This is a genomic window from Sphingomonas benefaciens (assembly GCF_052907485.1).
The window spans coordinates 331,869-343,412 of sequence record NZ_JBREIC010000001.1; the positions used below are offsets into that span (position 1 = coordinate 331,869).

The window sequence follows — 11,544 nt, forward strand, 5'->3', positions numbered from 1 at the left end:
TCAGCGGTCCTGGCGGGGCACGACCCGTGCCGAATCACGCGGCAGGAGCATCGGACGCAACCGGATCCCCAGGCAGATCACGGTCGGCCAGAACAACGTATTGATGATGTCGGAGGTCGTATCCGGCCAGCGCCACGAGCCGAAGTGGAGCCGGTCCATGACCTCGTTGAACGTCTCGGCGAGAGCGACGACCGACAGGGGCACGAAGCTGCCCAGCGACCGCCGCGTCAGGACACGCGCGACCATCAGCACGGCAAGACCGGCGTGCAGGTGGAGGATCGTGTCGGGCAAGCCCGTGCCGTCGCCGATCCAGTCGATGAAACGGTGGTAGGTCGCCGGGATCATCGCCGCGCCTTAGGCGGTGCCGCCACGCTCGCCAACCCATATTGCCCATCCCCGGCTTGGCGGCGACCGGCGCGCACGATACAAGCCGTTGGATCACGAAGTGTATTGCGCAGCTAAGACAGTTGTGCGAGAGGGGTAAGCATGAACACGAGCATCGACGGCACGACCACCCAGACGATGCGCCACGCGATGGTGGCGAGCCAGCTGCGGACGAATGCGGTCAACGACCAGCGCGTGATCGCGGCGATGATGAGCGTGCCGCGCGAGATCTTCGTGCCGGAAGCTTCGCGGCTGCTCGCCTATCGGGACACGGCATTGCCGGCGGGCAGGGGCAGGGCGATCAACCTGCCGATGGTCACTGGTCGACTGCTCACCGAAGCCTATCTGACCGCCGACGATCGCGTCCTGCTGATCGGCGCGGCGGGCGGTTATGCGGCGGCGCTGCTCGCCTCGATCGTCGCCAGCGTCGTTGCGGTCGAGGAAGACGCCGAACTGGTCGCGATCGCGCGCGATGCCCTCGCCGGCACGCCGAACGTCGAGATCGTCGAGGGGTCGCTGACCGAAGGCTATGCCGCTGGCGCGCCCTATGACGTGCTGATCGTCGACGGTGCGATCGAACAGGTTCCGGATCTGCTGGTCAACCAGGTTCGGACGGACGGGCGCGTCGTCACCGGTCTGGTCGAGAAGGGCGTGATCCGGCTCGCCAGTGGGCGCAAGACCGATGGCGGTTTCGGTCTGACGCCGTTCATGGATAGCGACTGCGTCATTCTTCCCGGCTTCGAAAAGCCGAGTGGCTTTACATTCTGAGACAAGGGTTAGGGGGGGCATGCACGCGTTTCGGACAATCCTGGCCAGCGGTGTCGCGCTGGTCGCCGTGCCGGCGGGGGCAGAAACCCTGCGCGAGGCGATGGTCAAGGCCTATCAGGGCAACCCCACGATCACCGCGCAGCGCGCCGTTCAGCGGGCGACCGACGAGACGGTGCCGATCGCACGGGCGAGCGGGCTGCCATCGGTCAATCTGACGGGCGGCTATGTCGAGAACGTCCTTTCGCCTGGCGGTTCGAACCTCGGCAGCAACAACAACAGCTTCGCCAATCCCGCCCGCCAGGCGACGAGTGCCGCCCAGCTGAGCATCCCGCTCTATCGCGGTGGTTCGGTGCGCAATTCGATCGAGGCGGCGGAGACGCGGGTCGAGGCGGGGCGGGCGACGCTGCGCGGCACCGAATCCGATCTCTTCACCGCCGTGGTCGGCGCTTATGAGGACGTGATCCGCGACGAGGCGATCGTCAGTCTCAACCAGCAGAACGTCAAGGTGCTGGAGATCAACTTGCAGGCGAGCCGCGACCGGTTTCAGGTCGGCGATCTGACCCGCACCGACGTCGCCCAGTCGGAAGCGCGCCTGGCGCTGGCGCGGGGCCAGCTGCAGTCGGCGGAGGCGCAGCTGATCGCCAGCCGGGAAACCTATGTCCGCGTCATCGGCACGCCGCCGACCAGTCTGGAACAGCCGCCGGCGCTGCCCGCCCTGCCGGCGACGCCGAATGACGCCGTCCAGGACGCGCTGCGAAACAATCCGGTGCTGCTGGCGCAGCAGCGTTTGCGCGACGCGACCCGTTACGACATCGGCGTCGCCCGCGCGACGCGCTTGCCGCAGGTCAACGCCGTGCTCGGCGGCAATTATTACAGCTACCTCGGTTCGCTCGGTGCCGGCACCGGTGTGCGGGTCGGTCAGTCCGCGACCAGCGGCACCGTCGGCCTGGCGCTCAACCTGCCGATCTTCCAGGGCGGCCGTCCCGCGGCACAAGTTCGCCAGGCCGAGGCGCTGCACGCCCAAGCGATCGAAAATACGACCTCGACGGAACGCGCGGTCGTCGCTCAGACCCGCTCCGCCTATGCGGCATGGAAGTCGGCGCAGGAGGTGATCGCGAGCAGCGAGATCGCGGTCAATGCCAACAAGCTCAGCCTAGAGGGCGTCCGCGCCGAGAACAGCGTCGGCACGCGCACGATCCTCGACATCCTCAATGCCGAGCAGGAATTGCTCAACAGCCAGGTGACCTTGGTCACGGCGCGTCGTAACGCCTATGTCGCTGGCTTTGCGCTGATCGCCGCCATGGGCCATGCGGAGGCGCGGGACCTCGGGCTGGAGGGCGGATCGCTCTACGATCCGGTGGCCAACTACAATCGCGTTCGCGGCCGGATTTCCGATTTCGGCGACGACGGTCGGCCCGATCCGGTGGCCGCCTCGACCGCCAATACCCCTGCGCAAACCTCTGTAGTCACACGGCCTCTTGATCCAATGCTCGATACGCCGGTTGACAGAAGCCCTGCATTAACCACAGGTGCTGCGGCACCCAATCGCCAATAACGGCGGGCGCAACGCAGGAATCGAGATGATGGGGGACATCAGCGCGGAACCGTCGATGGAGGAAATCCTGTCCTCGATCAAACGGATCATCGCCGAAGAGAATGACGGTGCGCAGGTGCGGCCGCGCCGAACGCAGCGCGCGGTCGCGGCGTCGGTCGAGCACGAACCCGAAACCGACGAAATTCTGGAGCTGAGCGATCCCATGCCCGCACCGCGTTCTCCATCCGATCCCTCGCGCGGCACCGCACCGGTCCCTCCCGTGCAGCCGCAAGCCGAGCCGATGCGGGCGGCGGAGCAGCCACGGGCGATGGAGCCCCGCCCCGAACCCCGTATGGTAGCAGAGGCAGAGCCCGAGCCGATCCTGTCGCATCAGGCCGCTGCGGCGACGCGCGCGCCGCTGGAGACTCTCAGCCGGATGCTGGTCAAGCCGGAGCCGCAGGGTAACGGCACGCTGGAAGGTCTGGTGCGCGAAATGCTGCGCCCGATGCTACGCGAATGGCTCGACGCCCATTTGCCGGAGATGGTCGAGACGATGGTCGCGCGCGAGATCGCCAAGCTGACCGCGCCGACGCGCTGATCGACCGCCCCTTTCACCAGAGGTGGAAGGGGCCCGCATTTGCCCCGCCGCGCGGCATCTGCTTAGTTGCGCGGCATGAAGATCTTCCTTTCCGCGAGCCTGCTCGCCGTTGCCGCTGCCGCCCCTGTCGCGGCCCGCCAGATCACCATCGATGACGTCGCGACGCTCAGTCGCGTCGGCGCGCCGACCGCCTCGGCGGACGGTCATTGGCTGGTTTGGGCGCAGCGCGAAACGGACCTCGACGCCAATCGGGGGCGGTACGATCTTTGGCGGCTCGATCTGACGCGCAAGGGCGCGGTGCCGGAGAAGCTGCTCGCCGATCCGGCCGTCGACGAGAATGACCCGCAGATCGTCGGGGACACCGTCTATTACAGCGCGAACGACGCAATTTGGGCGGTGGCGGTGACCGGTGGTACGCCGCGCAAGCTGACTGACTTCACCGGCGGCTTCAATGGCTTCAAGGTGGCGCCGACCGGCGACCGGATCGTCGTCTGGGCTGATCGCCGCCCCGATGCGCCCAGCCTCGAGCCGGCGATGGTCAAGAAGGACGCGCGGGCCGGGCAGGCGCGTGTCTATGACAAATTGTTCGTCCGTCATTGGGATAGCTGGGTCGACGGCACCCATTCGCAGCTGTTCGTGCTGCCGCTGACCGCCGCCGGAGCGCCGGGCAATGGCGTCGCGGTCGAGCACGGCCTCGACGGCGACACGCCCTCGCGCCCGTTCGGCGGCGGCGAGGAGGTGGCGTGGAGCGCCGATGGCCGCACGCTCTATTTCGCGTTGCGCGTCGCGGGTACGACGGAGCCGCTGTCGACCAACCTCGACATCTGGCAGGCGCCCGCCGACGGCTCGGCCGCGCCGATCAATCTGACCGCGGCGAACCAGGCGACCGATACGCTGCCCACCGTGTCGCCCGATGGCAAGACGCTCGCCTGGGTGGCGATGAAGCGGCCAGGCTTCGAAGCGGATCGGCAGGTCTTGATGGTGCGCGACCTTGCCAGCGGGCAGGTGCGCGCGCTGACCGAAGGGTGGGACCGGTCGGTCGGGTCGATCTCCTGGTCGCCCGATTCGAAGCGGCTGCTCGTGACCGCGCAGGACACGCAGGAGATGCCGCTCTGGTCCGTCGACGCACGGACGGGCAAGCCGACCCGGTTGACGCAGCAAGGGCATGTCTCTGCCGTGGTAGCGACGCCCAAGGGCAGCGTGATCGCGATGAACAGTCTCACGGCGCCCGACGATTTCTACGCGGTCGCCGGGCCGGGCAAACGCACGCGGCTGACCAGCGTCAACGCGGCCAAGCTCGCCGGTATCGACATGCCGAGCGTGACGCGGTTCAGCTTCGCCGGCGCCAATAACGACCAGGTCTGGGGCTATGCGGTCCGACCGGCGGGCAGCACCGGCAAACTGCCGATCGCCTATATGGTCCACGGTGGCCCGCAGGGATCGAGCGACAACAGCTGGTCGTATCGCTGGAACCCGGCGGTGTTCGCCGGTGCGGGCTATGGCCTCGTCGCCGTCGATTTCCACGGCTCGACCGGCTACGGCCAGGCGTTCACCGACGCGATCAGCAACAATTGGGGCGGCTGGCCGCTCGAGGATCTGCAGAAGGGCCTCGCCGCGGCGACCGCCAAGTTCGACTGGCTCGACGGCAATCGCGCCTGCGCGCTCGGCGCCTCCTATGGCGGCTATATGATGAACTGGATTGAGGGGCGCTGGCCCGATCGGTTCAAGTGCATCGTCCAACATGACGGCGTCTTCGACGCCCGCGCCATGGCGTATGAGACAGACGAACTGTGGTTCGACGAATGGGAACATGGCGGCAAGGCCTATTTCCAGGACCCGGCCGCTTTCGAGAAGTGGAACCCGGTCAATTACGTCCAGGACTGGAAGACCCCGATGCTGGTGATCACCGGCGAAAAGGATTTCCGCATCCCCTATACGCAGGGGATCGCAGCCTTCACCGCATTGCAGCGACGCGGCATTCCGTCGCGGCTGGTGGTCAATCCCAACGAGAACCATTGGGTGCTGAAGCCGAACAATTCACGGCAATGGTATCACGAGGTGCTCGGCTGGATGGACAGGTGGACAAAGGACGCGCCTGCCCAGTGACGAGAGCGGCGCGGGCCGGGGGTGACGGGGGCATCGGCGCTGGCTAAGACCCGCTGCCTATGACCGAGCTTCCCAAGACCTTCGACCCCGCCGCCATCGAAACCCGCTGGTACCAGCATTGGGAGGAACAAGGCCTATTCCGTCCCGACCGGCCGGGGGCGGAGCCGTGGACGATCGTCAATCCGCCGCCCAACGTCACGGGCAGCCTGCATATCGGCCACGCGCTCGACAATACGCTGCAGGACATATTGACGCGGCACGCGCGGCTGAAGGGCAAGGATGCTTTGTGGGTGGTCGGTACGGATCATGCCGGCATCGCGACGCAGATGGTGGTCGAGCGTCAGATGGCGGCCAAGGGCAAGAAGCGCACCGACTTCGGCCGTGACGACTTCGTCGCCAAGGTCTGGGAGTGGAAGGCGGAGAGCGGCGGGCAGATCACCCGCCAGCTGCGCCGGCTCGGCTGCTCAATGGATTGGGCCAACGAGCGATTCACGATGGACGAAGGCTTTTCGAAGGCCGTGCTTAAGGTCTTCGTCGAGCTGCATCGGCAGGGGCTGCTCTACCGCGACAAACGATTGGTCAATTGGGACTCCGGCCTCGGTACCGCGATCAGCGACCTGGAGGTCGAGACGCGCGAGGTGAAGGGCAGCTTCTGGCGGCTGCGCTATCCGCTCGCCAACGGTTCCGGCTTCATCGAGGTGGCGACGACGCGGCCCGAGACGATGCTCGCCGACATGGCGGTGGCGGTGCACCCGGACGATGCGCGCTACACCGCGTTGGTCGGCCAGCAGGTGCGGCTGCCGATCACCGGGCGGCTGATCCCGATCGTCGCCGACGCACATGCCGATCCGGCGCTGGGATCGGGCGCGGTGAAGATCACGCCGGGCCACGACTTCAACGACTTCGATGTCGGTCGCCGTGCCGGTATCGAGGCGCGCGACATGCTCAACATGCTCGATGGCAAAGCGCGGATCGTCCAGACCGCCGACGGCCTGATCCCCGACGCGTTCCTCGGCCTGTCGACCGCAGAGGCGCGCGCGGCGGTGGTCGCGCGGCTGAAGGCGAACGGCGTGCTGATCCCGCACGTCGACAAGGACGGCGCCGAGCACGACGCCGAGCCACGCACGATCCAGACGCCGTTCGGCGACCGATCGGGCGTCGTGATCGAGCCGTGGCTGACCGACCAATGGTATGTCGACGCCAAGACGCTGGCGCAGCCGGCGATCGAGGCGGTGCGGAGCGAGGCGATCAAGATCGTTCCCAAGACATGGGAGAAGACGTTCTTCAACTGGATGGAGAACATCCAGCCGTGGTGCGTGTCGCGGCAATTGTGGTGGGGGCATCAGATCCCTGCCTGGTTCGCCGACGATGGGCGGGTCTTCGTCGCGGAAACCGAGGCCGAGGCGCAGGGGCAAGCCGGCGCGGGTGTCGTGCTGACCCGTGATCCGGATGTGCTCGACACCTGGTTCTCGTCCGCGCTGTGGCCGTTCGCCACGCTGGGCTGGCCCGATGGCGATGACCGCACGCTGGGCGGCCGTTATCCCAATGACGTGCTCGTTTCCGGGTTCGACATCCTGTTCTTCTGGGATGCGCGGATGATGATGCAGGGGCTGCACTTCATGGGCGAGGTGCCGTTCAAGACGCTGTACCTGCATGGCCTCGTGCGCGCCGCAGATGGCGCCAAGATGTCGAAGTCGAAGGGCAATACCGTCGATCCGCTCGGGTTGATCGACCGGTACGGTGCCGACGCGCTGCGTTTCTTCATGGCGGCGATGGAAAGCCAGGGCCGCGACATCAAGATGGATGAGAAGCGGGTCGAAGGCTATCGCAACTTCGCGACCAAGCTGTGGAATGCGGCGCGCTTCGCGCAGGCGAACGGCATCGGCGGATCGACGACGATGGAGGCGCCGTCCGCGACGCTGGCGGTCAATCAGTGGATTGTCGCGGAGACGATCCGCACGGTGCAGGCGGTCGACCTCGCGCTCGCCGACTATCGCTTCGACGGCGCCGCCAACGCCATCTATCAATTCGTGTGGAGCCGCTTCTGCGATTGGTATCTCGAGCTGATCAAAGGGGCGATCGACGACGAGACCCGCGCGGTCGCCGGCTGGGTGTTGGACCAGATCCTGGTGATGCTCCATCCGTTCATGCCGTTCATCACCGAGGAATTGTGGCATGCGATGGCACCGGAGGGGACCCCGCGCGACCACGATCTGATCGTCGCGCGCTGGCCGATGGCGGACGCGCGCAGCCTCGATCCCGCCGCGGAGGCGGAGGTCGACTGGCTGATCCGTCTGGTCGGCGAGATTCGCGCCGCGCGGACCGAGCTCAACGTCCCGCCGGGCGCTCGACTGCCGCTTCATGTCCGCGGCGCCGGGGAGGGGACGGCGGCCCGGCTCGCGCGCCAGACGCCCGTGATCGCCCGTCTCGCGCGGGTCGATCTCTCCGCCGACGACGCGCCTTCGGGCGGAGCGGCACAGGTCGTCGTCGACGAGGCGACCTTCGTCTTGCCGCTGGACGGGGTAATCGATCTCGACGCCGAGCGCACGCGCCTGACCAAGGCGATCGCCGCGGCGGAGAAGGAGCGCGACGGGCTCGCCGGCCGGCTGAACAATCCGAGCTTCGTCGAGCGGGCCAAGCCGGAGGCGGTCGACAAGGCGCGCGTCGACCATGCTGACAAGAGTGCGGAGGCGGAGCGTTTGTCCGCCGCGCTGGCGCGGCTGGGCTGAGCGCGTGGCCGGGCGCCCGCCACGCGATCTGACCAGCGGGCCGATCGGGCGCACGCTGCTGCTCTTCGCCCTGCCGACGCTCGGCTCCAGCATCCTGCAGTCGGTCAACGGATCGATCAACGCGATTTGGATCGGCCAGTTGCTGGGTGAGCGGGCGCTGGCGGCGACCACCAATGCCAATCTGGTGCTGTTCCTGCTGGTGGCCGCGGTCTTCGGCTTCGGCATGGCGGCGACGATCCTGATCGGCCAAAACATGGGCCGGCGCGACATTGACGCGGTACGCCGCGTGTTCGGTGCGGCGCTGGGCCTGTTCGGCGTCGCCTCGCTCGCCGTGGTGGCGATCGGCATCGCTGCGGCGCCGGCGATCCTCCATGCGCTGGCGACCCCGGCGGAGGTCTTCCCGCTGGCGCGCGACTATCTGCAGATCATCTTCCTGTCGATGCCGATGGGGTTTTTGGCGACTTTGATCAGCATGGCGCTGCGCGGCACCGGTGATTCGGTGACGCCGCTGCGCTTCATGGCGCTGGGTTCGGTGATCGACGTCACGCTCAACCCCGTGCTCATCCGCGGGCTGGGGCCGATCCCGGCGCTTGGCATCGCCGGATCGGCGACCGCCACGGTGATCGGCAATGCGGTGGCGCTGATAGCCCTGCTCGCTTTCGTCTATCGCCGCGACCTGCCGATCCGACTGCGCGGTGCGGAGTGGCGCTATCTGCGCCCGACGGGCGCGGAACTGCGACCGATCGTCGCCAAGGGGATACCAATGGGCCTGCAGATGTTCGTCGCGACCGGATCGGCGCTGGCGATGATCGGTCTGGTCAACCGTCAGGGAACCACCACCACCGCGGCCTATGGCGCGGCGACGCAGCTATGGACATATATCCAGATGCCGGCGATGTCGATCGGGGCGGCGGTGAGCGCGATGGTTGCGCAGAATATCGGTGCCGGTCGCTGGGATCGCGTCGATCGCATCACCCGTTCGGGATTGCTGATGAACCTTGCCCTCACCGGCGGGCTGGTGGCGGTTGTCGCCGTACTCGACCGGCACGTGCTCTGGCTGTTCCTGGGTGACGTGCCGGCGGCGATCGGCATCGCCGGCAAGATCAACCTGATCGTCAGCTGGAGCTTCATCCTGTTCGGCGTCACCATGGTGCTGTCGGCGACGGTACGTGCCAATGGTGCGGTCGTCGCGCCGCTGGTCATCCTGGCGATCGCGCTATTCCCGGTGCGGATCGGCACCGCCTATGCGCTGCTGCCCGGCTGGGGGGCGGACGGCCTGTGGTGGAGTTTCCCGGCGGGGTCGATCGCCTCGATGGTGATGACGATCGCTTATTATCGTGCGGGCACGTGGCGGCGCGGCCGTCTGGTCAGCCGCGACGAGGCGCATGAGCAGACGCTGTCGCAGGGCGATCCGGCCGGCAAGCAGATGCCGGTCGGCTAGACCGCGGCCGCGCTTAGCTTTCCGCCGGCACCATCACCTCGATCACGCCCGCCGCGATCCGGGCGGTGACCGGCGTGTGGGCGAGTACCTCGCCGTCGATCGAGATCGGCAAGGGCGGCTCGGTCGCGACGCGCAGGCTCTTGCCGCGAAAGGTGACGGTGTCGTGGTGGCGCGCCGACGAGCCGACGAAACTCGCCGCCCAATTGCGCACCAAACGGCGCTTGTAGTGGCCGACGACCGCCTGGACGACGATCTCGCCCGAGTCGACCGCCGCATCGTCGACCAGCCAGGTGCCGCCATGATAGGGCCCATTCGACATCCGCACCTCGGTAACGCGCATCCGTTTCTCGCCCGAACCGTCGTCGACGATCAACGTGAACGGCTTGAAGCGCGCGAACTGATAGGCGGCCCAACCAAGATAGCCGACCCGTCCCAACACCTTCTTGAGGTTGTGCGGCACCGTCTCGGCGATCTGCGGGCTGATCCCCATCGCCGCGCAATTGGCGAAATAGTCGTTGTCGATCATGCCGAGATCGATCCGCTTGCGCCGGCCGGTGCGGATCGCCTCCACCGCTCCCGGCACGTCGAGCGGCAGACCCAACGTGCGCGCGAAACTGTTGGCGGTGCCGAGCGGCAACACGCCGAGCACGACGTCCTTGCCGACGAGCAGATCGACCAGCCCGCTGATCGTGCCGTCGCCGCCACCCAGGATGACGAGCTGCGGCTTCTTGGCCAAGGCCCGCGCGACCGTCGCCTCCAGATCGTCCGGATCCTCGACGGCATGGGCATCGACCGGGAAGGGCAGGCCGTCCATCGCCGCGCAGGCGCGGCGGAACAGCCTCTGTCCCTTGCGCGACTTGGCGTTGACGATCAGCGCGGCCGAGGTGAAGTCGGTCATGACACATCCAGTGGTTACGGTCGCGCAACGCTTGGCAAGCCGGTCGCGATCCATCATGGCAAGGAACGTCATGACCGCTGCCTATCCTGCGCTCCGCCTGCGTCGCACCCGCGCCTCCGCCTGGAGCCGCCGCCTCCACGCCGAACACGTCCTCACCCCGGCCGACCTGATCTGGCCGCTGTTCGTGACGGAGGGGCAGGGGGTCGAGCAACCGATCGACAGCCTGCCGGGTGTGTCGCGCTGGTCGGTTGACGGCATCGTCGCACGGGCACGCGAGGCGCGTGACCTCGGCATCCCCTGCGTCGCGTTATTCCCCTACACCGATGCCGCGCTGAAGACCGACGACGGGCGCGAGGCGCTCAATCCCGACAATCTCATGTGTCGCGCGACCCGCGCGATCAAGGATGCGGTGCCGGAGGTCGGCGTGCTGACCGACGTCGCGCTCGATCCCTATACGACCCATGGCCATGACGGGCTGGTCGACGCGGCCGGCTATGTCCGCAACGACGACACGGCCGCCATCCTCATCGAGCAGGCGCTCAATCAGGCACGCGCCGGCGCCGACATCGTCGCGCCGTCCGACATGATGGACGGCCGCATCGGCATGATCCGCACGGCGTTGGAAGGCGAGGGTGCCCACAACGTCCAGATCATGAGCTATGCCGCGAAATACGCCAGCGGCTTCTATGGCCCGTTCCGCGACGCGGTCGGCAGCCGCGGCCTGCTGAAGGGCGACAAGAAGACCTATCAGATGGATCACGCCAACGCCGAGGAGGCGCTGCGCGAGGTGGCGCTCGACCTGGCGGAGGGGGCCGACAGCGTCATGGTCAAGCCCGGCCTGCCCTATCTCGACATCATCGTCCGGGTGAAGCAGCGGTTCGAGGTGCCGGTCTTCGCCTATCAGGTGTCGGGCGAATATGCGATGCTGGAGGCCTCGGTCGCGGCCGGGGCGGGCGATCGCGACGCGCTGGTGCTGGAAACGCTGCTGGCCTTCAAGCGCGCAGGCTGTGCGGGCGTGCTGACCTATCATGCGGCGCATGCGGCGCGGCTGTTGCATGGCTGATCGACGCTGCGGTCCGGCGCAGC

General features: G+C 67.4%; 9 protein-coding genes. 7 read left to right on the plus strand and 2 right to left on the minus strand.

Features of this window, described 5'->3' with window-relative positions; all coding sequences use genetic code 11:
• Complete coding sequence (locus ACU5AX_RS01570; protein ID WP_446689392.1) at positions 1 to 345, minus strand: hypothetical protein; 345 nt, start codon at positions 343 to 345, stop codon at positions 1 to 3.
• A 141-nt stretch (positions 346 to 486) separates the two neighbouring features.
• On the opposite strand from ACU5AX_RS01570, the gene ACU5AX_RS01575 reads away from it, so the two are divergent.
• From ACU5AX_RS01575 to ACU5AX_RS01600, 6 genes are all read left to right on the plus strand, one after another.
• Entirely contained in the window at positions 487 to 1,152 is a 666-nt protein-coding gene (locus ACU5AX_RS01575) for a protein-L-isoaspartate O-methyltransferase family protein (RefSeq protein ID WP_446689393.1), read from the plus strand.
• A gap of 19 nt (positions 1,153 to 1,171) precedes the next feature.
• Positions 1,172 to 2,707 carry a TolC family outer membrane protein gene (locus ACU5AX_RS01580; protein WP_198353037.1) on the plus strand — a complete coding sequence of 512 codons (1,536 nt, stop codon included), beginning with the start codon at positions 1,172 to 1,174 and terminating at the stop codon, positions 2,705 to 2,707.
• Positions 2,708 to 2,735: 28 nt separating this feature from the next.
• Positions 2,736 to 3,284 carry a DUF2497 domain-containing protein gene (locus ACU5AX_RS01585; RefSeq protein WP_446690437.1) on the plus strand — a complete coding sequence of 183 codons (549 nt, stop codon included), beginning with the start codon at positions 2,736 to 2,738 and terminating at the stop codon, positions 3,282 to 3,284.
• 75 nt (positions 3,285 to 3,359) lie between these two features.
• Entirely contained in the window at positions 3,360 to 5,390 is a 2,031-nt protein-coding gene (locus ACU5AX_RS01590; protein WP_446689394.1) for a S9 family peptidase, read from the plus strand.
• A gap of 59 nt (positions 5,391 to 5,449) precedes the next feature.
• Complete coding sequence (locus tag ACU5AX_RS01595; protein WP_446689395.1) at positions 5,450 to 8,119, plus strand: valine--tRNA ligase; 2,670 nt, start codon at positions 5,450 to 5,452, stop codon at positions 8,117 to 8,119.
• 4 nt (positions 8,120 to 8,123) lie between these two features.
• Positions 8,124 to 9,560 (plus strand): MATE family efflux transporter, encoded by a 1,437-nt coding sequence (locus tag ACU5AX_RS01600; RefSeq protein ID WP_446689396.1) that lies wholly within the window; start codon positions 8,124 to 8,126, stop codon positions 9,558 to 9,560.
• Between the two features lie 13 nt (positions 9,561 to 9,573).
• Here ACU5AX_RS01600 and ACU5AX_RS01605 read toward each other — a convergent pair whose 3' ends face one another.
• Positions 9,574 to 10,458, minus strand: coding sequence for a diacylglycerol/lipid kinase family protein (locus ACU5AX_RS01605; protein WP_446690438.1), 885 nt, complete (start codon positions 10,456 to 10,458; stop codon positions 9,574 to 9,576).
• 70 nt (positions 10,459 to 10,528) lie between these two features.
• Here ACU5AX_RS01605 and hemB point away from each other — a divergent pair, with 70 nt between their 5' ends.
• Positions 10,529 to 11,521, plus strand: a complete 993-nt coding sequence (gene hemB, locus ACU5AX_RS01610) for a porphobilinogen synthase (RefSeq protein ID WP_446689397.1) — start codon at positions 10,529 to 10,531, stop codon at positions 11,519 to 11,521.
• Positions 11,522 to 11,544: the final 23 nt, after the last annotated feature.

Coding starts and splice junctions, on each gene's coding strand:
- ACU5AX_RS01570 (WP_446689392.1), bottom strand. CDS start 345: ATGATCCCGGCGACCTACCACCGTTTCATCGACTGGATCGGCGACGGC.
- ACU5AX_RS01585 (WP_446690437.1), top strand. CDS start 2,736: ATGGGGGACATCAGCGCGGAACCGTCGATGGAGGAAATCCTGTCCTCG.
- ACU5AX_RS01575 (WP_446689393.1), top strand. CDS start 487: ATGAACACGAGCATCGACGGCACGACCACCCAGACGATGCGCCACGCG.
- ACU5AX_RS01605 (WP_446690438.1), bottom strand. CDS start 10,458: ATGACCGACTTCACCTCGGCCGCGCTGATCGTCAACGCCAAGTCGCGC.
- ACU5AX_RS01595 (WP_446689395.1), top strand. CDS start 5,450: ATGACCGAGCTTCCCAAGACCTTCGACCCCGCCGCCATCGAAACCCGC.
- ACU5AX_RS01590 (WP_446689394.1), top strand. CDS start 3,360: ATGAAGATCTTCCTTTCCGCGAGCCTGCTCGCCGTTGCCGCTGCCGCC.
- ACU5AX_RS01580 (WP_198353037.1), top strand. CDS start 1,172: ATGCACGCGTTTCGGACAATCCTGGCCAGCGGTGTCGCGCTGGTCGCC.
- hemB (WP_446689397.1), top strand. CDS start 10,529: ATGACCGCTGCCTATCCTGCGCTCCGCCTGCGTCGCACCCGCGCCTCC.